This is a genomic window from Photobacterium japonica (genome assembly GCF_050337005.1).
GTDB lineage: Bacteria > Pseudomonadota > Gammaproteobacteria > Enterobacterales > Vibrionaceae > Photobacterium > Photobacterium japonica.
Map to the genome: position 1 here is coordinate 17345 of NZ_JAKJSN010000037.1, position 25235 is coordinate 42579.

Annotated in this window: 24 protein-coding genes; 9 read left to right on the forward strand and 15 right to left on the reverse strand. The window is 50.7% G+C overall.

The window, feature by feature from the left end:
• Nucleotides 1–226 precede the first annotated feature (226 nt).
• Nucleotides 227–787 (reverse strand): D-glycero-beta-D-manno-heptose 1,7-bisphosphate 7-phosphatase, encoded by a 561-nt coding sequence (gene gmhB / locus L4C36_RS14985; protein ID WP_428478611.1) that lies wholly within the window; start codon nt 785–787, stop codon nt 227–229.
• 383 nt (nt 788–1170) lie between these two features.
• On the opposite strand from gmhB, the gene metN reads away from it, so the two are divergent.
• The 3 genes from metN (at nt 1171) to L4C36_RS15000 (ending at nt 3823) form a co-directional block, all read left to right on the forward strand.
• On the forward strand, nt 1171–2205 hold the full coding sequence (gene metN / locus L4C36_RS14990; protein ID WP_428478646.1) for a methionine ABC transporter ATP-binding protein MetN: 1035 nt from the start codon (nt 1171–1173) through the stop codon (nt 2203–2205).
• Entirely contained in the window at nt 2195–2881 is a 687-nt protein-coding gene (locus L4C36_RS14995) for a methionine ABC transporter permease (protein ID WP_428478612.1), read from the forward strand. Before metN ends, L4C36_RS14995 begins: the two co-directional genes overlap by 11 nt.
• 126 nt (nt 2882–3007) lie before the next feature.
• Entirely contained in the window at nt 3008–3823 is an 816-nt protein-coding gene (locus L4C36_RS15000; RefSeq protein WP_428478613.1) for a MetQ/NlpA family lipoprotein, read from the forward strand.
• 118 nt (nt 3824–3941) lie between these two features.
• Here L4C36_RS15000 and ykgO read toward each other — a convergent pair whose 3' ends face one another.
• The gene (ykgO, locus tag L4C36_RS15005; RefSeq protein ID WP_047875828.1) at nt 3942–4067 is read right to left on the reverse strand and encodes a type B 50S ribosomal protein L36; all 126 of its coding nucleotides are present in this window, start codon (nt 4065–4067) and stop codon (nt 3942–3944) included.
• Nucleotides 4064–4333, reverse strand: coding sequence for a type B 50S ribosomal protein L31 (locus tag L4C36_RS15010; RefSeq protein ID WP_428478614.1), 270 nt, complete (start codon nt 4331–4333; stop codon nt 4064–4066). The genes ykgO and L4C36_RS15010 overlap by 4 nt, the downstream gene beginning before the upstream one ends.
• Nucleotides 4334–4504: 171 nt before the next feature.
• On the opposite strand from L4C36_RS15010, the gene tsaA reads away from it, so the two are divergent.
• From tsaA to L4C36_RS15040, 6 genes are all read left to right on the forward strand, one after another.
• On the forward strand, nt 4505–5194 hold the full coding sequence (gene tsaA, locus L4C36_RS15015; RefSeq protein ID WP_428478615.1) for a tRNA (N6-threonylcarbamoyladenosine(37)-N6)-methyltransferase TrmO: 690 nt from the start codon (nt 4505–4507) through the stop codon (nt 5192–5194).
• Between the two features lie 139 nt (nt 5195–5333).
• Nucleotides 5334–7049 carry a proline--tRNA ligase gene (locus L4C36_RS15020; protein ID WP_428478616.1) on the forward strand — a complete coding sequence of 572 codons (1716 nt, stop codon included), beginning with the start codon at nt 5334–5336 and terminating at the stop codon, nt 7047–7049.
• A 100-nt stretch (nt 7050–7149) separates the two neighbouring features.
• On the forward strand, nt 7150–8298 hold the full coding sequence (locus tag L4C36_RS15025; RefSeq protein WP_428478617.1) for a patatin-like phospholipase family protein: 1149 nt from the start codon (nt 7150–7152) through the stop codon (nt 8296–8298).
• Nucleotides 8299–8374: 76 nt separating this feature from the next.
• Nucleotides 8375–9232: a GGDEF domain-containing protein gene (locus tag L4C36_RS15030; RefSeq protein ID WP_428478618.1), complete on the forward strand. Its 858-nt coding sequence runs from the start codon at nt 8375–8377 to the stop codon at nt 9230–9232.
• A 160-nt stretch (nt 9233–9392) separates the two neighbouring features.
• The gene (locus L4C36_RS15035; RefSeq protein ID WP_428478619.1) at nt 9393–9599 is read left to right on the forward strand and encodes a YaeP family protein; all 207 of its coding nucleotides are present in this window, start codon (nt 9393–9395) and stop codon (nt 9597–9599) included.
• Nucleotides 9599–9787, forward strand: a complete 189-nt coding sequence (locus L4C36_RS15040) for a DUF4250 domain-containing protein (RefSeq protein ID WP_428478620.1) — start codon at nt 9599–9601, stop codon at nt 9785–9787. Before L4C36_RS15035 ends, L4C36_RS15040 begins: the two co-directional genes overlap by 1 nt.
• Nucleotides 9788–9925: 138 nt before the next feature.
• Here L4C36_RS15040 and L4C36_RS15045 read toward each other — a convergent pair whose 3' ends face one another.
• The 12 genes from L4C36_RS15045 to bamA all read right to left on the reverse strand — a co-directional run bounded on the left by L4C36_RS15045 (nt 9926) and on the right by bamA (nt 25230).
• The gene (locus tag L4C36_RS15045; protein WP_428478621.1) at nt 9926–11140 is read right to left on the reverse strand and encodes an aromatic amino acid transporter; all 1215 of its coding nucleotides are present in this window, start codon (nt 11138–11140) and stop codon (nt 9926–9928) included.
• 215 nt (nt 11141–11355) lie between these two features.
• Entirely contained in the window at nt 11356–11667 is a 312-nt protein-coding gene (locus L4C36_RS15050; protein WP_428478622.1) for a c-type cytochrome, read from the reverse strand.
• A 60-nt stretch (nt 11668–11727) separates the two neighbouring features.
• Nucleotides 11728–13098: a tRNA lysidine(34) synthetase TilS gene (tilS, locus tag L4C36_RS15055; protein ID WP_428478623.1), complete on the reverse strand. Its 1371-nt coding sequence runs from the start codon at nt 13096–13098 to the stop codon at nt 11728–11730.
• Between the two features lie 134 nt (nt 13099–13232).
• Complete coding sequence (gene accA / locus L4C36_RS15060; RefSeq protein ID WP_428478624.1) at nt 13233–14192, reverse strand: acetyl-CoA carboxylase carboxyl transferase subunit alpha; 960 nt, start codon at nt 14190–14192, stop codon at nt 13233–13235.
• 56 nt (nt 14193–14248) lie between these two features.
• Nucleotides 14249–17728, reverse strand: a complete 3480-nt coding sequence (dnaE, locus tag L4C36_RS15065) for a DNA polymerase III subunit alpha (protein ID WP_428478625.1) — start codon at nt 17726–17728, stop codon at nt 14249–14251.
• Between the two features lie 160 nt (nt 17729–17888).
• Entirely contained in the window at nt 17889–18494 is a 606-nt protein-coding gene (gene rnhB, locus L4C36_RS15070; protein WP_428478647.1) for a ribonuclease HII, read from the reverse strand.
• Nucleotides 18495–18553: 59 nt separating this feature from the next.
• The gene (gene lpxB, locus L4C36_RS15075; protein WP_428478626.1) at nt 18554–19705 is read right to left on the reverse strand and encodes a lipid-A-disaccharide synthase; all 1152 of its coding nucleotides are present in this window, start codon (nt 19703–19705) and stop codon (nt 18554–18556) included.
• Nucleotide 19706: 1 nt separating this feature from the next.
• On the reverse strand, nt 19707–20495 hold the full coding sequence (lpxA, locus tag L4C36_RS15080; protein WP_428478627.1) for an acyl-ACP--UDP-N-acetylglucosamine O-acyltransferase: 789 nt from the start codon (nt 20493–20495) through the stop codon (nt 19707–19709).
• Entirely contained in the window at nt 20495–20947 is a 453-nt protein-coding gene (gene fabZ / locus L4C36_RS15085; protein ID WP_428478628.1) for a 3-hydroxyacyl-ACP dehydratase FabZ, read from the reverse strand. The genes lpxA and fabZ overlap by 1 nt, the downstream gene beginning before the upstream one ends.
• A 96-nt stretch (nt 20948–21043) precedes the next feature.
• Nucleotides 21044–22072 carry a UDP-3-O-(3-hydroxymyristoyl)glucosamine N-acyltransferase gene (lpxD, locus tag L4C36_RS15090; RefSeq protein ID WP_428478629.1) on the reverse strand — a complete coding sequence of 343 codons (1029 nt, stop codon included), beginning with the start codon at nt 22070–22072 and terminating at the stop codon, nt 21044–21046.
• Nucleotides 22073–22295: 223 nt separating this feature from the next.
• Complete coding sequence (locus tag L4C36_RS15095; RefSeq protein WP_428478630.1) at nt 22296–22805, reverse strand: OmpH family outer membrane protein; 510 nt, start codon at nt 22803–22805, stop codon at nt 22296–22298.
• A gap of 19 nt (nt 22806–22824) precedes the next feature.
• Nucleotides 22825–25230 (reverse strand): outer membrane protein assembly factor BamA, encoded by a 2406-nt coding sequence (gene bamA / locus L4C36_RS15100; RefSeq protein WP_428478631.1) that lies wholly within the window; start codon nt 25228–25230, stop codon nt 22825–22827.
• Nucleotides 25231–25235 lie beyond the last annotated feature (5 nt).

Below are 25235 nucleotides of genomic sequence, written 5' to 3' on the forward strand. Positions count from 1 at the left end.
AGAAAATATACCCTATAAGATCATGCGCTTACCTGTTCTGGCCTCTTTGCAATATAAGAAGGGTGGCAAAATTGTTCGCATTTTGGCTAAATTCGCCAACACGCCGTCGCTCTCTGCGCTGTCAAACCGCAGGCATAAAAAAGCCGCCTAAATAGGCGGCCTCATCGCATTCATTCAATGCTGAGTATTATTGATGGGCGTTACTGATGGTCATGACGAATGAACGTTACGCAGAACGTGCTGCCAACCATGCAGGGACATCCGCGACGCTATTTAGCACCACATCCGCCAACGCTTCGCCAGCGTCTGTCACCGGCTTACCCGTACGCACCAAAATTTTCGTGCCTACCTCTGCCGCTGCGGCCGCTGTCATGTCATCGGTTTTATCACCGATCATCACCGAGTTGGCCATGTCGATCTTCAGGAAATCACCAGCAGACTTAAACATACCCGCTTTAGGTTTACGGCAGTCACAGTCTTGCAGGTAATCACCCTGCCCTTCGGTTGGGTGGTGTGGGCAGTAATAGATACCGTCAAACTCCACGCCGTTATCGACAAAGTTCCAATCCATCCACTCGGTCAGGGTTAGAAATTCATCTTCCGTGTACATGCCACGCGCAATGCCAGCTTGGTTCGTCACAAGCACCAGTAGGTAGCCCATGTCTTTAAGCTTTTTACAGGCGTCAAACACCCCATCGATGTATTCAAAATCATCAACGGTATGTACATAACCGTGATCCACGTTGATCACGCCATCACGATCGATAAAAACTGCTGGTTTGGACAAGGTCAGCCCTCTGATTTACTGTCTCTATGTGAGGTCAAATTATGGCACGCCTCAGGTTCGGATTCACCTGTTTCTCTCTGCCACCCCACAATATCACCCTAAAGCGCCGTTCAGGCGAGGCGTTCTGACAGGGACAACAGACCATGTTTCAGGGCCGCTCTCAGGGCAAAACAGCGGCAGAGCCATTTAGACGTCCAGACGTAAAAATATCTATTGACTTCACATATGTTAACCCATAGCATCAAACCCATAGATGTGGTTAACACTCCGTGAACACACAATATAAAAATAACGAAAAATTGCAAGACAACACAACAATATACCGGTAGCGACCAATGAAGGGTCGGCTGATCATCAACACGGTATAGGATGCAGGAATGACGATGATTGAAATAAACCGAGTCAATAAAATCTTCTATCAGGGCACCAAAGCGATTCATGCCTTGCGAGATATCAACCTGACCATCCCTCAAGGCACTATCTTTGGGGTGATTGGTTCATCAGGTGCAGGCAAAAGTACCCTGATCCGCTGCGTAAACCTGCTTGAACGTCCTACGGATGGCCAAGTCATTGTCGATGGCACCGACTTAACCCAGCTTAATGGTAAAGCCTTATCTCAAGCACGACGTAAGATCGGGATGATCTTCCAACATTTTAACCTCCTCTCTTCCCGAACCGTGTTTGACAATGTTGCGTTGCCTTTAGAGCTTGCTGGCACAGATAAAAGCGCGATCAATACCAAAGTCACCGAATTACTGACACTGGTCGGCCTGGCAGAAAAGCACGATACCTATCCGGCCAATTTAAGTGGCGGACAAAAACAACGCGTGGCGATTGCCCGTGCGTTAGCCTCTGATCCTAAAGTGCTGTTATGCGATGAAGCCACCAGCGCCTTGGATCCGGCTACGACCCATTCCATTCTGACGTTGTTAAAAGAAATTAACCGTCAGCTTAACCTCACCATTTTGCTCATCACTCACGAAATGGATGTGGTGAAAAACATTTGCTCGGAAGTTGCGATCATTGGTGATGGCGAGCTCGTCGAAAAAGGCCCGGTCGGTGACATTTTTGCCCACCCAAAAACCGCGCTGGCACGGGAGTTCATTCGCTCGACGCTGGATCTGTCGATCCCCGAAGATTACCGCCAACGCATGGTGGCTGAGCGCCAACCCCTGACTTACCCGCTGGTGCGTTTAGAGTTCACCGGGGCGTCGGTGGATGCGCCGTTAATCTCGCAAGTTGCCCGCGAGTTTGATATCGACATCAGTATCTTAAGCTCTGATATGGATTATGCCGGTGGCGTAAAATTTGGATTGATGCTGGCCGAACTGCTCGGTACGGAGCACGCGGCTGAGCAAGCCATTGCCTTCCTGCGTGATCACAAAGTCAACGTGGAGGTATTAGGGTATGTCGCTTGAGTCATTGAGTACATGGTGGGCGGAAAACGAACGCCTGATCCAATTGTTGATGGATGCATTAGGACAAACGCTGGTGATGGTACTGGCATCCGGTTTAATCGGCTTTCTGATCGGCATCCCGGTCGGGGTCGCTCTGCATCTGACCAAAGATAACGGCTTGCTAGCCAACCGCAACGTGAACCGTATCCTGAGCGTGATCACCAATATCGGGCGATCTATTCCGTTCATTATTCTGTTGGTGGCAATTATCCCGTTTACCCGCTTTGTGGTGGGCAGCTCCATCGGTACGGCGGCGGCCATTGTACCGCTGACCGTTGGCGCCATTCCGTTTATCGCCCGTCTGGTTGAAGGGGCGCTATTGGAAGTTCCTAATGGTTTGGTGGAAGCGGCACAAGCGATGGGCGCAACACCCACCCAAATCATCAGCAAAGTGCTACTACCAGAAGCCTTGCCGGGCATTGTGAATGCCGTGACGATCACCTTGGTGACCTTGGTCAGCTATTCCGCCATGGCAGGGACAGTCGGTGGTGGCGGCCTTGGGGATGTTGGTATCCGCTATGGCTACCAACGCTTTGATGGCACCGTCATGTTGATCACGGTTGTCATGCTGATCATCTTGGTGCAAGCGATTCAATCAGCCGGGGATTATTGGGTCAAACGCCTGGATCACCGCTAACCACAACACATCGTCAGCCCCATTCGGTATCGCGGCAGGATCGCCGCGAACCCAATACACGATTGCAAACACAACACACTTATAACATCTAGTATTACGGAAAACCCCAGTTTAAGGAGAAGTATCATGGCGTTTAATTTAAAGAATTTGGTTGTCGTAGCAGGCCTCGCCTCAGCCCTTGCCCTCACCGGTTGTGGCGAGAAAGAAGCGACCGTAGACAATAACAAAGTGAAGATTGGGGTTATGGCTGGCGCAGAAGAGCAAGTCGCTGAAATCGCCGCCAAGGAAGCCAAGGACAAATACGGCTTAGACGTGGAGTTAGTGTCGTTCACTGACTATGTCTCACCGAATGCAGCACTGGAAGAAGGCTCGATTGATGCCAATGCGTTCCAACACAAACCGTATTTGGATCAACAGATCAAAGATCGCGGTTACAAGTTTGCCGTTGCCGGTAACACCTTTGTGTACCCGATTGCTGCTTACTCAAGCAAAATCAAAAATATTGATGAGCTAAAAGCCGGCGATCAAATTGCAGTACCGAACGATCCAACGAACCTTGGCCGCTCATTGCTACTGCTTCAGCAAAAAGGCTTACTGAAGCTAAAAGACGGTGCTGGCCTAACGGCGACAGTACTGGATATCGTAGAAAATCCAAAAGATCTGAAGATTGTGGAACTGGAAGCCGCGCAGCTGCCACGTTCATTGGATGATGTACAACTTGCAATCATCAACAATACCTACGCCAGCAGCATCAACCTGACGCCAGAGCGTGACGGTATCTTCGTTGAAGACAAAGAATCCCCGTACGTGAACCTGATTGTGGCCCGTGAAGACAACGTGAATGCGCAGAACGTACAGACTTTCATTAAGGCGTACCAGTCTGATGCGGTCTACAACGCGGCACAAGAAATCTTCCAAGGTGGTGTAGTGAAAGGCTGGTAACCCTCCTCGCCCATCTCTCATCAAATCCACGTAACGTAAAAAAGCTGGCACTTGCCAGCTTTTTTATACCTTCTCTTTGTGCCCAAAGCACGCACACCTTGTCTCGATTCAGCACACCTTATTTCTGCACCGCTTTAAAGCGCGGATTCGACTTGCAAATCACGTACAAACGGCCACGGCGTTTCACGATTTGGCAGTCACGGTGACGCTGCTTCGCACTTTTTAACGAACTCACGACTTTCATTCTTTCTCTCCTGATTCACGGCCAAACTGGCCAAAACGACGAGTGAAGTTAGCCATACGACCTTCACTGCGTACCACACGCTGTTTACCGGTGTAGAAAGGGTGCGAGGCCGATGACACATCCAAGGTGAAATACGGATAGGTCTGCCCGTCTTCCCATACAATGGTACGGTCGGTGTCTAATGTCGACCCCACCACAAAGTATTGATCCACACTGGTGTCATGAAACACCACTTTACGATAATGCGGATGAATGCCAGCTTTCATATCGCTCTCCTCTCTCTCTGATTATGGGGATCATCGTCCATGCATGTCTTCATCACGATGAACGCTTACCTTGCGTTATGTTATAACATATCATTTGATAGCTATTCTCAATAAAGATCAAGCACTATTTTTATGCTAAGGTCAGCGCAACACTGTTTAGGGTCCACAACCATGCCATACCAGATTGAACCGATTGGGGTGATCCGCTCCCCGTACAAAGAAAAATTTGCCGTGCCCCGCCAGCCGGGTCTAGTCCCGAGTGCGCGATCTGAAATCGTGTTGCAAGGCGATGCCAACGCCCTTGAAGCCGTACGGGGCATCGAACAATTCAGCCACTTATGGCTGCTGTTTTTGTTTGATCAGAATTTGGATGCAGGTTGGCGACCAACGGTGCGTCCACCGCGTTTAGGCGGTAATGAGCGCATTGGTGTGTTTGCCAGTCGTGCCACGTTCCGTCCCAACGGCATTGGGATGTCTGCGGTAGAATTAATCGGCGTACGCCAGCAAGACGGCAATGTCATTATTGAACTGGGTGGGGTGGATTTGGTCGATGGCACCCCAATTGTCGATATCAAGCCTTACATCCCTTATTCTGACAGTTTACCCCACGCACAAGGCGGCTTTGCCAGTGACGAACCGGACACCTTACCCGTGCAGTTCAGTGAACACGCTGAATCACAATTGACGGGTAAACACATGGCACGTCAGCGGGCGGTGATCGAAGAAGTGTTAGCCCAAGATCCGCGTCCTGCGTACAAAAAAGGCAAAGTCGATAACAAGGAATATGCCGTCCACCTGTTCGACTACAATGTCCGCTTCACCATCAGTGATGCAGGGGTGACGGTTTTGGCCCTGCGCTAATCGCACAAATATCTGCCAGCGCCAGTCTGATCCCTTTGGCGAAAGGGGATTTGGCTGGTAAACTGTATCGTTAACGCCTCAGTGGCGGTGGGTTAATCCCAATCCCCCTTATTTACCTATCAACAAACGGATACCATCAATGCGTACCAGTAAATATCTTCTTTCTACCCTGAAGGAGACTCCAAACGACGCAGAAGTAGTGAGCCACCAGCTCATGCTACGTGCAGGTATGATCCGTAAGCTGGCTTCAGGTCTATACACCTGGCTACCTACAGGTCTGCGTGTTCTGCGTAAAGTCGAAAACATCGTTCGCCAAGAAATCGACAATGCCGGTGCAATCGAAACCTTGATGCCCGTTGTTCAGCCGTTTGAACTATGGGAAGAGACAGGCCGTTCTGAAAAGATGGGCCCTGAGCTACTTCGCTTTACTGACCGCCATGTTCGTCCGTTTGTACTCAGCCCAACAGCTGAAGAAGTGATCACTAGCCTTGTGCGTAACGAAGTGAGCTCTTACAAGCAACTGCCGATGAACCTGTACCAAATTCAGACGAAATTCCGTGATGAGCGTCGTCCACGTTTCGGCGTAATGCGTGCACGTGAATTCTGCATGATGGATGCGTACAGCTTTGATATCGATAAAGCCGGTCTAGAGAAATCTTACCAAGCGATGCACGATGCTTACTGTAAAGCGTTCGATCGCATGGGCCTAGAATACCGTCCAGTACTGGCGGATTCGGGTGCTATCGGTGGTAACGGCTCACAAGAGTTCCACGTACTGGCTGAAAGCGGCGAAGATTTGATCGCATTCTCTACAGAATCTGATTACGCAGCGAACATCGAAAAAGCAGAAGCAATCGCCCCTGCGGTTGAGCGTGCAGCGCCAACGCAAGAGATGACACTGGTTGACACACCAAACGCGAAAACTATCGCGGAATTGGTTGAACAACACGGTCTGCCAATCGAGAAAACCGTTAAGACACTGTTCGTTAAAGCGTCTGATGAGATCGATGCTTCTATCGTTGCACTGATCATCCGTGGTGATCACGAGCTCAACGAAATCAAAGCCGAAAACCTAGCAGAAGTAGCTTCTCCGCTTGAGATGGCGACAGAAGAAGAAATGCAAGCGCTCATCGGTGCGGGTGCAGGTTCTCTTGGCCCTGTGGGTCTTGAGCTACCATTCATCGTTGACCACTCTGTGGCAGTGATGAGCGACTTCAGCGCAGGCGCGAACATCGACGGCAAACACTACTTCGGTATTAACTGGGGTCGTGACGTTGAGCTAGGTACTGTTGCCGATCTGCGTAACGTAGTAGAAGGCGATCCAAGCCCATGTGGTCAAGGTACGCTAATGCTTAAGCGCGGCATCGAAGTTGGCCATATCTTCCAGCTAGGTACCACGTACTCAGAAGCGATGAACTGTAGCGTTCTCGATTCAAACGGTAAGAACTCTATCCTAGAGATGGGTTGTTACGGTATCGGTGTGTCCCGTGTTGTTGCATCAGCTATCGAACAGAACAACGACAAATACGGCATCATCTGGCCTGACGCACTGGCGCCTTTCCAAGTCGCTATCGTACCGATGAACATGCACAAATCTGAGCGCGTTCAAGAAGCCGCAGAGAAGCTATACGCTGACCTGACGGCTATGGGTATCGAAGTGCTATTTGATGACCGTAAAGAACGCCCAGGTGTAATGTTCTCTGATATGGAACTGATCGGTATCCCTCACACTATCGTGATCGGTGACCGCAGCCTAGACAACGGTGAGATGGAATACAAAAACCGTCGCGCTGGCAGCAAAGAAAACGTTGCGGCTGAAGGTATCGTTGAATTCCTTAAGCAAAAAATGGCTTAATTGATTCAATCAGCACATAAAAAGCCTCCCTCGCGGAGGCTTTTTTTATGGGGGCGTTTTCATATATAGTTAACTAAGGACCATCACGCTAGGAGGGCAAATGGCCAGATCGTCACCCAAGATCAGTTTGCTGCTGACCGGTGGTGGAGCACGGGCGGCCTACCAAGTCGGCGTACTGAAAGCCATTGCCGAGTGGTATCCCCGCGTTCACCATAGCCCCTTTGCCATCTACAGCGGTACGTCTGCCGGTGCCATCAATGTCATTGCACTGGCCAGTTATGCGTCTTGTTTCCGCTTAGGCGTCAAAAAACTGGAATGGATCTGGTCGCGTCTGCACAGCCGCCGCATCTTCACCACCACCCCGCTGGGCACAACAAGCTATCTTGCGAAACAAGGTTTTGCCCGCCTGCAAGCCACGCACCACGACAGACCTCCCTTTGGGTTACTCAATAATCGCCCTTTACGCCACCTGCTAAACCAAGTAAACAATTACCCACGATTAGAAAAACAAATCGCCGCGGGCAATTTACACGGCATCTCGATTACTGCCTCCAGCTACAAGAGCGGCCAATCGGTCAGTTTTTTTCAGGGTCATGTCTCTATTCCCGAATGGGATCGCGCGAAATCAAAAGGGCGTCGTTCATTAATTGCCACCGATCACTTACTGGCTTCAGCCGCCATTCCCTTGGTGTTCCCCGCCACTCGATTAGGCCAGAGCTACTATGGCGATGGATCCATTCACCAATTAGCCCCGTTACGGCCCTCACTGAAAATGGGCGCCGATAAAATCCTGATCATCGATCTCATCAATCAACAGGAAAATCAGCCTGATCACCGAAAAGCGCCGGGACTGGCCACGTTGGGTGGACACCTTATGGATACCATTTTCAGTGATACGCTGGCCGCCGATTTAGAAAACTTGACCCGAACCAATACCCTGCTGACCCAGCTTGCTCACACCGCATCCTCGCACAACAGCAACATAGACATGCGCCAAATTGAACATATCCACCTCTCCCCTCGCCATTCCTTTGAACCGCTCGTGCAGCAGTATTACAGCCACCTTCCCCCGATGACCCGCGCCTTAATGCGTCTGATTGGGATCAGCCCAAAAAATGACGCCGCCATTACCAGCTACCTCTTATTTGAACCGGCTTACATTCAAGCCCTGATCCAAATGGGTTATGAGGACACGCTGGAAAAAGAAGCGGAACTTCGCACTTTTTTAAATAAATCAGCAGGCTATTGATATATTTATTTATTATCTATTGAAATGTATTCACAACCCTCTATAGTGACCGCCCTAACATTTTTTTGACGCTAGTATGAAACCGGACATTGCGATCGCGCAAAATACAGCACAAAATAGCAAGCCTCGTACCAAGCCGCTTGGAGCGGATCAGCGCCTGCTTATTTTGCAAAGACTGCAAGGTAAACTCGACCTGCATCTCTTGTTTGAGGTTTTAGCCCGTGAGATCGAAAAGCAAATCGATCTTAACCGCTTAATCTGGGAACAAGATGAAACCGCCACCTTGGTTCGCCGCGGCCCAGCCACGGAGTATCGTCAGGCTTTTTTGCTGCGCTTTAATCAAAATGAATTAGGCAAATTGCAATACCACACCCCTTATCCGCTCGATAAAGACGAAGTGAATCTGCTTCATACCTATCATCGCCTGTTTGCCGGTCCACTGATCAATGCGCTGGAATACCGCCGTGTAAAACAAATGGCATTACGTGACTACTTGTCAGGATTGGGCAATCGCAGTCGTTTTGAGCAAGATCTGCATCATGCGCTGGCCATGAGTGAACGCCGCCAAGTGGGGTTAGCCTTGGCGATGTTTGATCTCGACAACTTCAAGCAAGTGAACGATCGCTTTGGTCACCCAGATGGCGATAAAGTGATCCGCCATTTTTCAACCTTGCTAAAACAAGCGGTTCGCGCATCGGATCGCTGTTACCGTATCGGGGGCGATGAATTTGCCGTCTTACTGCAACCGGCCAGCGACACCTCGGCACAGCATGTGATCAAGCGTATCCAGCGATTGATGCTCACCGACAGCACATTGCAAGCCCTCAATATTGGCTGCTCGTGTGGCTTTACCAACCACCAACCCGGCGACACCACAACAACCTTGGTTGATCGTGCAGACCGCCATCTCTACCAGCACAAACGCACGAAGTGATTTTCCCCTCATCGCTAACCTCTGGTATAGTGATTCCTGTTCTCATACACATCCTCAACACGCGGTACCTGTGCCTTGGGACTGTGATTTCATCAATGCCTTTGACCGGTTTAATAACGGGACAGGCATTAATAAAATCACTGTTTAAGGAAGAAAATCGATGAAAGTTTATGACTGTTGTGAATTGATCCGCATGATGTACGCACAAATTGGAAGTGGTGATCAAGGCTATATCCCTAATGCCATCCATTGCACGATCAAAACCCTGAATGACATCGCAGCCAATGATAACTTGCCACTCGACGTACGTGAGCGCGCGGCTTTCGCTGCCGCTAACCTACTGATGAGCGATCACGAGGACGCCTAATGAACCTAAGCAACTTTGAAAAGATGGATCCGGTGATGCTGATGAGCATCGTTAACATGAAATTGCGTGATGAGTTTACCGAACTCGATAACCTCGTGGCGTTCTATGATATCGACAAAGACGCACTGGTGGCCAAACTGGCCGCAGCAGGATTTGATTACCTGCCAGATGCCAAACAATTTCGTTAATCGCTCGCGTTTTATTTTCCGCTGACCTCACGCACTCAAAGCAGCACAAACAAAAAACGGAAGCCAAGGCTTCCGTTTTTTATTGCACGTTACACTGATAACTTGAGGGCTTAGATGTTAGATACTAGGTATTCGCGATTAGCCTTTGAATACCGGTAATATGTTAGCCATTGCTAGCACATGGAAAGCAGCGGTCAAAACACCAAAAGTGATCACAACATTTATAGTCAGGTTCCCGCCCGGTACCACAAAGCCCGTTTGTTCAGGCTGGCGTTGACGCAAGGTTTTCGCCAAGGTAGCCGGAATAATACACGCCCAAATCGTTGCTGCTGCACCCGCTAAACCAATCGCGGCCACAAAACCAAATGGCGCCACCAATGAGAACAATAATGGCGGAAGGAAAGTGACCACCCACGTTTTAAATCGACCTTCTTTGGTATCTTCAAAGCCAAAGAAATCAGCTAAATAATCAAACACCCCCAGCCCAACACCAATGAAAGAAGACACCACGGCAGCAATAGAGAAAATATTCAGTGCTTGCTTAATGCTGTTAGAGTCAACCCCCGTCGTCAAGGCTGATAACAAGGCATCCACACTGCCACCCGCACTCACTACCGGGCCAAAAGATTCACGCGGTAAGTTGCCGAAAATACAAATCACCCACACCAAATAAAAGGTCAGCGCAATGGCCGTGCCCGCCAAAATCGCTTTTTTCGCTTGCTGCTCGTCCTGATAGTAATCACGCATGGTACTCACAGAATGGTGATAACCAAATGACGTCAACGCCACCGGCAGTAACGCAAGGGCATAGCTGGAATATTGCGGCACTTCCCCTTGGCTTTGGCCAAAGAGTACCGGCACACTGATTTGTGAAGCCAAACCTGAAATCCCCAGTACGAAACTGATGATCATAAATAAAATCAGCACAATGGAGATACGATCGACAGCGCGGGTTGAGTGCAATACAAACGCCGAGCACAACGCCACAAATAAAACCGACGCGGGTTTCGTGCCGATAGAAAGCATGCCTCCAAAAATATCCCCTGCGGTTGAGATGTACGCATACAATAAAATCCCACCGACAAAATACAGTGACAAGTTATTGATAAAATTCACCTTACTGCTAAGAACGTCTTTGGTCACCGTATTGAATGAGGCTTTAAACTCATAATGTTTAAGAGCTTCAAGTAATAACCAGCCCGATAGCGTCATCATGATCATCGTGAAAGAAATGGCAATCACACTCCATAGCGTCCACGCACCCGCACCGGCGCTGGGTAGGCCCAACATGCCTGCACCGACGCAAACACTGGCGATTATACAGGCTCCCCCGAGTGTGGATGGTTTACTCATAATGACTCCTAAATATGATTAATGTATCAGCGTGCTAGTACGATAATATGTTCTGATTATTTAAGCAACTGAAGATTATCTTTTTATTAAAAAAGCCCCTATGCAGTGATTCGTTGTAGGAGAAAATTATGCGCCACATAAAAAAAGGCACAGCGATCACCATCAAGGTGTGATCGCCATGCCTTCCCTATGTCTTTTTATTGCACCAACAGGCACTACTTCAATTGTGAATAGTACGCCGCGAGGTTCGCGATATCCTGATCATTGAGCATACCTGCCATCGGCTGCATCACCTGTGCCATCGCACCAGTGCGCTCTTTGTTCTGGTACGCTTTCAAGGCACTGGTCAAATACTGGGCATTTTGACCTTTCAAATTCGGATAGCTCGGGATCGCGGCAATCCCCTCCGCCCCATGGCATGCCGCACAAATGGCAGATTTGGCTTTTCCTGCGGCAGGATCGCCCGCAGCCATAGCAGGCGCGGCCATGACCGCCGTTAACAGTACACCAGCGAACAGTCTCTTCATTGCATCCTCTTTCTTCTTGTTCATTATCCTAATTTATCGCGCCCTAAGCAGACGTCACCGTTATAGTGTGCCTGTTTTCCCGCCCCCCTGCACGCTTGTCGCTTCTGTGTGCCAAACGATCGCGCAGTCATCCCCCGCAAATGCTGCCACCACAAAGACGCCAGCCACCGCCACCAGTTGTTCGCCATAAAAAATCAGCGGTAAGCGGCGACGCTGCCAACTCGGCACGCCGTATTCCTGATACAGCTTTTTCAATTTCCGCTTACCCGCTCGCCCCACCGGACGCACTTCCAGCCCTGCAGGTGCAGCAAACCGCACCGTGACCGCTTCATCTTTCTCGGGTGCACGCAAGGTCGTATGAGCCGATTGGGGTAACACGTTTGCCCCCGAAATACGTTGCAGCGACAGGGTGCCCAACCCGGTAGGCAGCACACACAGGGTCTCTAACAAACACGGCAACACCACCTGATCGATCGCCGCATGCGGTTGCACCACATACAACCGCTGCTGAAAACGGCGCAAGGTATACTGATGCCAGCACACTTGCGGATTCGCATCGACCTTGGCACCGACCACACTGTCCCACATCTCGGCCAATTGCGCCTGTGAGGGCATCAGCAGATCTTGTTTGGCGAGCCATAATCTGATCAGGGCTTTGCCTTGCCGCTCGCTGCCCAACGACGCTATCGCTAAACTACCATCGGGTTGTATTGCCTGTGCCAATTGCACGGCCAATAACTCTTCCAATAAGCGTTCTTGTTCGCCACACAACGCCGCACTGCGCGCCACCGCTTTGCGGATCCCCGGCCAGCGAGCTGTCAATAATGGGGTAATTTGATGACGCAAGAAATTCCGGTCATAACGCGTATCTTGGTTACTTTCGTCTTCCACCCACGCTAACTGGTGAGCATGGGCATACTGCTCAATCGCTTCTCGGGGGACATCCAGTAACGGACGGCAATGCTGTCCGGCAGCAAAGGCCATCGTCGCGGGCATCGCCGACAGCCCTGCCGGTCCACTGCCGCGCTTCAAGGCCAGCAGAAAAGTCTCTAGCTGATCATCGGCATGTTGCGCCGTCAATAACACGGTATTGGCATCCACATACTTCGCTAATGCCTGATAACGTGCATCACGCGCCAGCTGCTCAATGCTTTGTCGAGGCCCGTCAGGCAGCGTCACGCGCTCCACCACACAGTCGATACCCGCCGCGGTTGCCCATGCCACACATTGCGCTGCCCACGTATCTGCATGGGCGCTCAAACCATGGTGCACATGCACCGCCTGACAGACAACATCAGGATGCGCGTGTTGATAGCGGGCCAGCAAGTGCAACAAGACCCGTGAATCCATGCCCCCGCTGAGGGCCAACACATAACGGGTATCAGGCGTTTGCTGCGTCTGAAGAAAACGGTGCAGGGTGGCATAAAGCATTGAGATCATTCCAAAAACGGTGATAAAGTAAAGTATATCAAAAGGCGGGCATCACCGCGCAGAGTCGAAGAAGCGCAGAAACAAAAAAGGCCAGCCGCTGGCTGACCTCTTTATACGACGGTTGACGCTGACAATCAGCAGTAACCGTAGCTCATCAAACGCTCATAACGACGTGCCAATAGCGCTTCTGTGTCCAGCTGATCTAAATCGGCTAACGTCGCCACAATTTGCTGCTTCAATGACGCTGCGATGACTTCCACATTGCGGTGTGCACCGCCTAATGGCTCTTCCACGATGTTGTCGATCAACGCCAACTCTTTCAAGCGCTCTGCCGTCATACCCATCGCTTCTGCCGCTTGTGGGGCTTTATCCGAATCACGCCACAGGATAGACGCACAGCCTTCTGGTGAAATCACCGAGTACGTAGAGTATTGCAGCATGTTCACGCAATCACCCACGCCAATCGCCAACGCACCGCCTGAGCCGCCTTCACCGACAACATTACAAATCACAGGCACTGTCAGGCCAGCCATGGCTTTCAAGTTTGTTGCAATCGCTTCTGACTGACCGCGTTCTTCTGCGCCCACACCTGGGTAAGCACCCGCGGTGTCAATGAAGGTTATGATTGGCATCTTGAAACGCTCTGCCATTTTCATCAAACGCAGGGCTTTACGGTAACCTTCCGGCTTTGGCATCCCAAAGTTACGCAGTACTTTCTCTTTGGTCTCACGGCCTTTTTGGTGACCAATGATCATCACAGGGCGACCGTCCAAACGAGCAATACCGCCCACTAACGCTTTGTCATCCGCAAACGCACGATCACCCGCCAGTTCATCAAACTCAGTGAAAATGTGTTCGACATAATCAAAGGTATACGGACGCTGTGGATGACGCGCCAGCTGGGCAACCTGCCAAGCGCCAAGATCGTTGAAGATCTTTTTGGTCAGCTCGAGGCTTTTCTTTTCAAGTTGCTCAATTTCTTTATGTAAATCAACCGATTCAGAATCATCACGGCTAGATACATCACGCAATGCTTCAATTTTGGCTTCCAGCTCTGCAATCGGCTGTTCAAACTCAAGGAAGTTCAGGCTCATACCACTTCAATCCTTTTGCTCATCATCATTCATCTATGCAATAACGATGGGCTAACTTAATTAAACTCAAGCTCGACCTGCTTCTCACCCAGTAATATTTTGAGATCTGAGATAAGTTGATCTGCGGGTGTGACACGCCATTCTGTCCCTAAGGTCAATTTGGCACGTGCGTTCGAGCGCTGATAATACACGTAAACAGGTACAGTACCTGCACGGTGCGGTTCCAGCACAGTGCTGAAACGTTCAAAAAACTGTTGATCGATCTGCTCTTCTGTCACGGAAATGGCCAACCCTCGCAGGTGCTTTTCTCGTGCATCAGAGATGTCGAGTACTTCTCTGGCTGACATTTTAAGGCCACCATTGAAATCATCAAAGCTGACCTGTCCAGAAACGACCACTATTCTATCTTTTTCAAGCAGATCCAGATAGCGATCAAGCGCCTCAGAATACAGCATAACCTCCATTCGACCAGAACGATCATCCAGGGTCAACAGGCCAATGCGTGTTCCGCGCTTGGTGGTCATCACACGGGCAGCAATGACCAAGCCCGCCACACTCACCACTTTGTCGCGTCCGGTCGGATGTGCATCCTTCAAACGCCACGTCGTGTAGTGCTTCAACTCCGACACATAGGCGTTGATCGGGTGACCGGTAAGGTACAACCCTAGCGTCTCTCTCTCCCCTTCTAACCAGACTTTTTCCGGCCATTCTGGGATGTTAGCGTAAGCATGCTCCACTTCTTCCGGTGCTGCTGTCAGGACACCGAACATGTCAGCCTGACCAAACGCTTCCGCTTGGTGATGCTGGCTGGCGGCGCGAATCGCATCGTCCAACGTGGCCATCATAGCGGCACGGTTGGGTCCCAATCGGTCCATCGCACCGGATTTAATCAATTTTTCCAATACGCGCTTGTTGACCTTTTTCGTGTCAATACGCGCACAAAAATCAAACAGGTCTTTAAAGTAGCCACCTTTTTCACGCGCGGCGATGATGTTTTCAATCGGGCCTTCACCCACCCCTTTCACCGCCCCGATACCGTACACAATGGCGCCATTGTCATCCACGTTAAAGCGGTACAGGCCCTTGTTCACATCCGGCGGCAGCAAGGCGATCTTCATGCGCAAGCATTCGTCCACCAAGCCAATGATCTTGTCGGTGTTATCCATATCGGCGGTCATTACCGCTGCCATGAATTCTGCCGGATAGTGGGCTTTCAGCCACAACGTTTGGTAAGACACCAAGGCATACGCGGCGGAGTGGGATTTGTTGAAACCGTAGCCGGCAAACTTTTCCACCAAGTCGAAGATTTTCATCGCCAACTCGCCATCAACGCCATTGTCCATCGCGCCTTGCTCAAAGGTCTCGCGCTGCTTGGCCATTTCTTCCGGTTTTTTCTTACCCATTGCACGACGCAACATGTCGGCACCACCCAAGGTGTAGCCTGACAGTACCTGTGCGATCTGCATAACCTGTTCCTGATACAGGATAATGCCGTACGTGGGATCCAGAATTTCTTTTAACGACTCATGCTGCCACGTCGCATCCGGGTAAGAGATCTCTTCACGACCGTGCTTACGGTCGATAAAGTTATCTACCATGCCCGATTGCAACGGCCCCGGACGGAACAAGGCCACCAGTGCGATCATGTCTTCAAAACAGTCGGGCTGAAGACGTTTGATCAAATCTTTCATGCCGCGGGATTCGAGCTGGAATACCGCCGTCGATTCTGAACGTTGCAACATGGCAAAGGACTTCGCATCCGCCATCGGGATAGCCGCGATATTGACGGGCTCTTTCCCTTCGGCTTCTCGGCGGGGGTTGATCATCCCCAATGCCCAGTCGATGATCGTCAGGGTACGCAGACCCAAGAAGTCGAACTTCACCAGACCGGCCGTTTCCACGTCGTTCTTATCGAACTGAGTGACCGGGTTGCCCCCTTCGGCGTCACAATACAGCGGCGCAAAGTCCGTGATGGTGGTCGGTGAGATCACCACGCCCCCGGCGTGTTTACCGGCGTTTCGCGTGACCCCTTCCAAGATCCGACACATGTCGATCAGATCTTTGACTTCTTCATCCGAATCATACATCTGCGGCAATTGCGGTTCAGCCTCAAACGCTTTCGCCAACGTCATACCGGGTTCTGCTGGGATCAGTTTGGACAGACGGTCAACAAACCCGTACGGATGCCCGAGCACACGACCCACATCGCGAATAACGGCTTTGGCGGCCATCGTACCAAAGGTGATGATCTGCGATACCGCATCACGGCCGTACATTTCAGCCACGTGATCAATCACCTGATCACGCTTATCCATACAGAAGTCGATATCGAAATCGGGCATGGAAACACGTTCTGGGTTCAAGAAACGTTCGAACAGGAGGTCAAATTCAAGCGGATCCAGATCGGTGATATCCAGCGCATACGCCACCAATGAACCGGCACCTGACCCTCGACCCGGCCCGACCGGCACACCGTTGTCTTTCGACCACTGGATAAACTCCATAACGATCAAGAAGTAACCTGGGAAACCCATTTGGTTGATCACTTTCAATTCGATCGCTAAGCGTTCATCGTATTCGGGACGACGCTCAGCCCGCACAGCCTCATCGGGGAACAAAAATGCCAAACGGCGTTCAAGGCCCTCTTCCGACACTTTGACCAAAAAGTCTTCAATACTCATGTCGCCGGTTGGGAAGTTCGGCAGGAAGTATTCGCCTAAGCGGACCGTGACATTACAGCGTTTGGCGATTTCGACACTGTTTTCCAGCGCTTCAGGGATATCTGCAAATAACGCACACATTTCTTCTTCGGTGCGCAAGTATTGCTGGTTACTGTAGAGTTTCGGGCGGTTGGGATCGACCAGTGTGTAGCCATCGTGAATCGAGACACGAATCTCATGTGCGTCAAATTGATCGGCCGTCAAAAAACGTACGTCGTTGGTCGCGACAACGGGCAGATCGGCTTGCTCGGCTAAGGCGACAGCAAAGTGTAAATAAGCGTCTTCATCGGGACGCCCCGTGCGCACCAGCTCCAGATAATACGCATCCGGGAAGTAGGTTTGATAAAACGCCACGCATTTATCAACCAGTTGCTGGTTACCTTTCAATAGCGCTTTACCCACGTCGCCGCTTTTGCCGCCAGAGAGTAAGATCAGGCCTTTGGCATGCTCCACCAGCCACGCTTTGTCCATCACCGGCATATGCTGCACATGGCCACGCTGATAGGCTTTGGAGATCAGCATGGTCAGGTTCTGGTAACCTTCATTGTCGGCGGCCAGTACGGTCAAATCCCACAACTCGTCGCCCATCTCTTCTGACATGACTTTGAAGTCAGCACCGATGATCGGCTTCAAACCTGCCCCGTGGGCAGAATAGTAGAATTTCACCAAACCACACAGGTTGGTAAAGTCGGTCAATGCCATCGCAGGCATGCCCATGCCAGCCACGGTTTTAACCAGCGGCCCAACTTTGGACAAGCCATCGACCATTGAAAAGTCACTGTGGACACGAAGATGAATAAAGCGAGGATCAGCCATGACTAACCAATATTATGTGTGGGTAAAACAAAGAAGGTGATTATAGCCCAAAGCGCTCACGCTGTTGACTCTAATCACCTTGATAGGGCATTTGCTGTGCGACAAATTTTACATCGCTGTCTTTTCAGTCGCTTATGCCAAGCCGTTTATGTTCAGCGACTCAATCCAAACCGAGAATACGCTTCACTGGCTTAAAGCTCTTACGGTGCTGCTCAATGGCACCGTGGGCTTCCAAGGCGTCAAAGTGCGCTTTAGTCGGATACCCTTTGTGCTTGGCAAAGCCATACTGCGGGTACTGTGCATCCAACACTTCCATTTCACGGTCACGGGTGACTTTCGCTAAAATGGACGCCGCACTGATCTCGGCCACGCGCAAGTCGCCTTTCACCACAGCTTGCGCTGCCATCGGTAAAACAGGGACTTTGTTGCCATCAACCAATACAAAATCAGGCTGAACGGGCAAGCCGGCAACCGCACGCTGCATCGCGACCATGGTCGCTTGCAGAATATTGAGCTCATCAATTTCTTCCGGCTCGCAACGGCCTGATGACCACGCTAACGCTTTTTCTTTGATTTCATCAAACAGCAGGTTGCGTTTTTTCTCGCTGAGTTTTTTCGAATCCGTCAGCCCTTCAATCGGGTTATTCGGATCCAAAATGACCGCAGCGGTCACAACCGCGCCCACTAACGGGCCACGGCCGACTTCATCCACGCCTGCAATGCAGGACGCAATGGGGTATTCAAACGGGGGAAATTCTGTTGCCATCATCTTTATCTACTTACAGATTGAGGGAATGACGGCCAACGTTGGCCGTCACTGATCGATCACTTATTGATGAGCGCTAGCACGGCGTGTGCGGCTTTCTTATCAGCATCGCATTTGATCAGCTGATGCAAACGGGTGAACTCGGCCAGCAAGGCTGCGTTCTCTGCTTGGTACTCTGGCGACAAGAAGCGGTTCACTTCACGCGCAAGATTCTCAGGGGTGCAGTCTTCTTGCAGCAGCTCCGGCACCAACTCTCGATCCGCCAGAATGTTCGCCAGCGACACATACTTGGTTTTAAGCAGACGCTTGGCCAGCCACGCGGTCAGCGGTTTCACTTTATAGCCCACCACCATCGGACGCTTCACCAGCATGCATTCCAGTGCGACCGTACCGGATGCCAACAAGACGGCATCAGAAGCGATCATCACATTGCGTGCGGTGTCGTCCACCAGCACAAAATCCAGCTCAGGGGCGGTGGCTTGCCATGCTTGTTCAAACTGGGCACGGCGTTTTTGATTGACCAGTGCCACCACAAAACCCAAATCCGGGTGCTGCTGTTTCAGCAAGCGACAGGTTTCAATGAACGGCGGGGCTAATAGTTCCATTTCCCCCCCGCGGCTGCCTGGCAACACGGCCAACCAACGGCGGTCGCTCTCCAGCCCTAACAACTGCTGGGCTGCTCGTTGATCCGTTTCCAGCGGAATGCTATCGGCCATGGTGTGGCCAATAAACTCACACGGCACATTGAATTTGTCGTAGAAGGCTTTTTCAAACGGCAAAAAGGCCAGCACCAAATTGGTGGCTGCGGCAATACCGTGAATGCGATTTTGACGCCACGCCCACACGGAGGGGCTGACATAATGAACGGTTTTGATCCCGGCATCTTTCAGGTTACGCTCAAGACGCAAATTGAAATCCGGTGCATCAATGCCCACAAACACATCTGGCGGGTTATCGGTGAAGAATTTGACCAGCTCGGCTTTGACTTTGAACAGGCGAGGCAAACGGCCAAGGACTTCAACAATCCCCATCACCGCCAGCTCTTCCATGTCAAACAAGGTCTCGCAACCTTCTGCCTGCATACGCGGCCCGGCAATGCCGACAAACTCCGCATCCGGATACTGCGCGCGCACGGCTTGCATAAAACCGGCACCTAAAATATCGCCGGAGATTTCCCCGGCGACAATTCCTATACGAAGTGGCTTCGTCATATTAACGAATGATTCCGCGTTCTGAATTATTGATAGCATCCAGGAAGTGACCGACCGATGGCCAGTCTTCGGCCATCTCAGCCAAAATAGGCTTCACTTCAGCCAGTGTTTTACCTGAGCGGTACAGTTCTTTGTACGCACGGCGCAGGGCGTGCAGTTCAGGCTTTTCAAAACCATTACGCTGCAAACCGACCAAGTTCAGGCCAAACGGCGATGCGTGGTTGCCTTGTGCAAGCACGTAAGGCGGCACATCTTGCACCACGGCAGAACACCCACCGATGTAGCTGTATGCCCCCACCGAACAGAACGGGTGGATGGCAGACAGGGCCATTACGCCCGCGTAATCGCCCACGCTCACATGGCCACCCAGAATCGAGTTATTACCAATGTGGGTGTGGTTGCCGATCACAACGTCGTGCGCCACGTGTGCATTCACACACAATAGGTTGTCGTTACCGACAATGGTCACGCCTTTGTCTTGTACGGTACCACGATGGATCTGAACGCTTTCACGGATCACATTACGATCGCCGATTTCAAGGCGGGTCGGCTCACCGTTGTATTTCTTGTCCTGACACTCTTCACCAAGAATGGCATACGGGAACACGCGGTTATCATTGCCCATGGTCATCGGGCCCTTCATCACCACGTGGGACATGATTTCGTTACCGTCACCGATCACCACATCTTTGGCGATATAGGTAAACGGTCCCACGGTGGTGTTGGCACCAATCACCACACCTTCTTCAATCACCGCAGAAGGATGAATTTGCGCAGTTTCGTGGATCATTAGAATTCTCGTCTTGCACATTTTAGCTCAGCAGAACACACCACTTGGTCGTCCACTTTTGCTACACCGTTGAACAACGCAATGCCACGGCGCTCTTTTAGAAATTCAACTTCAATGATCATCTGATCACCCGGCACAACCGGCTTACGGAACTTCGCGTTGTCGATGCTGGCGAAGTAGTAAAGCTCGTTTTCTGCTGGCGCACCAAAGGTTTTAAAGGCCAACAGACCGGTCGCCTGTGCCATTGCTTCAAGGATCATCACGCCAGGGAATACCGGCATTTTCGGGAAGTGACCCGTAAATTGCGGTTCGTTGACCGATACGTTTTTAATCGCTGTCAGGGTTTTACCTTCTTCATAATGCGTCACGCGATCAATCATAAGGAACGGATAGCGGTGCGGAAGAAGCTCTTGAATTTCTGTGATATTCAGCGTTTTATTTTCGCTAGTCAAAACTGAATTCCTGTCTAGTCAAATAGGAGAAATGCGTGTGTTATGGACACGCAAAGCGGCCACCCTAACGGGGCCGATTGCCACTTAAAGGCGCGATTATTCGCCTTTTTTGGTCAATTGTTTTTCAACGGCTTTGAGACGTTTGTTCATCTCATCAATCTTCATCACGCGGGTCGCGGTTTTACGCCACTCACGGTTTGGCTGCAAGGGAATGCCAGAAGAGAACATGCCTTTTTCTTCAATACTGCGCATCACCATACCCATACCGGTAATGGTCACGCCATCGGCGATTTCAATGTGGCCGTTAAGCACAGACGCACCGCCAATAATGCAGTATTTACCGATTTTAGTACTGCCAGCAACAATTGTACCACCCGCCATCGCCGTACCATATCCGATCTGCACGTTGTGGGCGATCTGCATTTGGTTATCGATGATCACGTTATCATCAATGATGGTGTCGTCCAGCGCACCACGGTCAATGGTGGTACACGCGCCAATTTCCACGCGGTTACCGATGCGTACGGTACCTAACTGTGGAATTTTCACCCACTCGCCTTTCTCGTTGGCATAACCGAAACCATCTGCACCAATAACAGTGCTCGACTGAACCAAACAGTGATCGCCAAGTACCACGTTGTGGTAAATCGTGACGTTCGCCCACAGCTTGGTGTTCACGCCAATCTCTGCGTTTTTACCGATGAAACAACCCGCGCCAATTTGTACGTTGTCGCCCAGACGCACACCCGCTTCAATCACGGCATTGTGGCCAATTGACACATTCTGACCCAACACAGCGGTGGGATCGATAAACGCAGACGGTGCAATATCACTGGCCGCTGCAGGCGTGCTATCCAGCAGCTGTGCCACGCGTGCGTAGCACACGTAAGGGTCATTCACGATCAACGCATTACCGGCGAAGTATTCTGCATCGCCCGCGCGTAGCATCACCGCAGAGGCTTTACATTCTGCCAGCATCTTGCGGTACTTACTGTCGGATAGGAAGGTGATTTGTCCTTCGCCCGCTTTCGCCATGCCAGCTAAAGAGTGGACTTCCACAGCGCCTTCACCACGAAGCTCTGCACCCAATTTTTCTGCCAGTTCAGCAAGCGTTATAGCAACCATTATTAACCTTTTTATCTATTCTTCTGTTGGTGCGAGTTATTGTCTACCCATTGTCTACCAACCGGTAATGGTATCCAGCGTCACCAGAATCGCATTCCGCTTGGTAAGACCAGTCAAATTAACCAGACACCCATATAAAACAAGCCGAAAGACGGGAGTTTACCAAAGTTCACCCCCTTCTTTCGACTTCTGTTTTGTGTTTATGTGTGAGAAAGGCGAGGCCTTACTTCACAGCAGAAATCACTTTTGACGATAGATCATCTTTTGGATTGGCGTACAACACCGCGTTCGCGTCAACCACCAGATCATAACCTTCGCGCTTTGATACATCCTGAATCGCAGTACGGATTTTCTTCACCAGTTTCTGCTCTTCTTCTGCACCACGGCGACGTTGATCTTCCTGCAGGGCTTTTGCTTTAAGTTTATAGTCAGATTCTAATGCTGCCATTTCACGCTGCAGCTTGGTGCGATCGCTCGCGCTCATTAGCTCGCCGTCACGCTTCATCTTGTCAACTTTGGTTTTCATGCGGCCTTCAATGCCACGCAATTCATCGATGCGGTCTTTAAACTCCTTACGCAGTTTTTCTGCCACATTGTAACGCTGTGCCAATTGCTGCATCGCTTGGCCCGTTGCAACATAACCGACTTTTTGCGCTGCTTCCGCTGCTTGAGCGTAGATTGATGAAGTCAAAATCACTAGGCCAAGACCAGCCGCTTTAATCCACTGTTTCAAAGGTATCTCCTTAAATTTTTTAGAATGTTCGACCGATAGTGAAGGTAAAGAACTCTTCATCATCGCCTTCGTATTTCTTGATCGGTTTCGCTACCGAGAACACCAAAGGCCCCATCGGTGACATCCACTGTAACGCGGCACCATAAGACGCTCGAATCAAAGACGGATCAGAATAGTCATGAAGGTATTTACCTTCAGATTCACTCAAGTCGTATTCTGTATCCCACACCGTACCGGCATCCACAAAGAAACTGGTACGAATTTGGTTACGGATTTCTTCCGATGCAAATGGCGTTGGAACAATCAATTCCATACTGGCCAATGCCACGGCGTTACCGCCGGCTGCATCGTCGGTTCCGATCAATTCTGGGTTATTACCACCGTTGGTGTAGTCCAGGTAAACCGCTTTTGGACCGACCGTGTTAGAACGGAAACCACGCAAGGTAGAGAAACCACCCGCATAGTAGTTCTCGTAGAACGGTAGCAACTGATCGCTGCCGTTATCGGTGGTGCCATAACCGTTCCCGTAACCTAAACGGCCACGGAGCAATAAGGTGTAGTCATGCTTCTCGGTGATCGGGAAGTACTGACGCACATCGTACTGCGCTTTGAAGAACTGGGCATCCGACCCCGGGATCGTCATACGGAATGACGCACGTTGGTGGTTACCGGCGGTTGGGAAGTAGCCACGGTTCAGGTTATTACGGGTCCAAGAAATCGACCAGTTTAAGTCATCCAGTTCAATCGCGTTATCACCACGGTTAAAGCCGTGGATCGCTTTGAATTTTTCGATCTGGTAATACTCTTGCGTATTCGAGATCTTGTTGTGGTCGTAACCCAAACCGAATTCAAAGAAGTTCAGTTCATCAAACGGGAAACCCCACGTTAGACTGGCACCATAGCTTTGGTTGGTGTAGTCCGAGATATTCGCATCAGAGGCTTCAAACTCGTTGTAGTACACCTTACCGCCCAGACTGATCCCATCAATGGTGAAATACGGGTCACGGTATTCCAAGCTCAGGTTTTTCTGGTAATCGTTGATCATGGCATTGATGCCGAAACGGTTACCGGTTCCTAAAAAGTTATCCTGCAAGATACCGGCCTGGAAGCTGATCCCTGATTCCGTACCATAGCCCACGCCAAAGTTAACGTTACCGGCGTTGGCTTCTTTGACCGTGTATTTCAGATCAACTTCGTCATCACTGCCCGGTACACGAACGGTCTGCACGTCAACGGTTTCAAAGAAACCGGTACGGTTCAAACGTTCTTTACCCTGCTCGACGGTGCGCGAGTTCAGCCAACTGCCTTCCATCTGACGCATTTCACGGCGCAACACTTCATCTTTGGTGGACGTGTTGCCTGAGAAGCCAATATCACGCACGTAAATGCGCTTACCCGGTTCAACGTTCACAATCAAGGTGACTTGTTGGCTCTCGTCATCGAAGTCCGGCAAAGTATTCACCTGCGGATAGGCATAGCCCATCTCACCCAGCTTACGCTTAAGGGACTCTTCCAACGCCGTGACTTCAGCACCGTTGTAAACATCACCGGTGTCGATCGCCACCAAGCTGTCTAGCTCAGCATCTTTACCCAGCAGGTCGCCGCGCAGCTGAACGTTTTCAACGTTGTACTGCTCGCCTTCATTCACCTTCAGGGTAATGTACACGCCTTTTTTATCCGGAGAGATCGCCACTTGCGTCGCATCAAGACGGTATTTCAGGTAACCGTTATTAAGGTACATCGAGCGCAAGGTTTCGAGGTCACCCGCCAAGACTTGCTTCTGGTATTTTCTTTCACCAAAGAAGTTCCACCACGGCAAATCATCTTGCAGATTAAACTTGTCCAGCAACTCTTCGTCGGTGAACACAGTGTTCCCCACAAAGTTGATTTGCTGAATTTCCGCAGACACCCCTTCGGTAAAGACAAACTTCAAATCCGCACGGTTACGTGGCAATGGCGTGACCACTGCTTGTACCGAGGCATTGTACTTACCGACGCTATAGTAGAAATCTTCCAACCCTTTTTCAATCTTGCTCAGGGTGGTACGATCGAGAGATTCCCCCACACGAACGCGGGAGGCATCGAGATTTTCTTTGAGCTGCTCTTCCTTGATAGCCTTGTTACCAGAGAAGGTAATGTTGGCAATCGTTGGGCGTTCTTGCACGGACACCACTAAGGTCGTGCCGTCACGATATACCTTGATATCTTCAAAGTTGCCCGACGCAAATAACGACTGGATCAATTCGGAGACATCGCGATCATCAATTGTGTCACCCACTCGGACGGGCATTTTTAACAATGCTGCCCCCAGCGTCACACGCTGTAGGCCGTCAAAGCGGATATCTTCCACCACAAATTGATCCGCACTCTGCGCAACGCTGCTTCCGAAAAGCAGTGATGCGATCAACAGTTTCTTCATCGCCATTACTG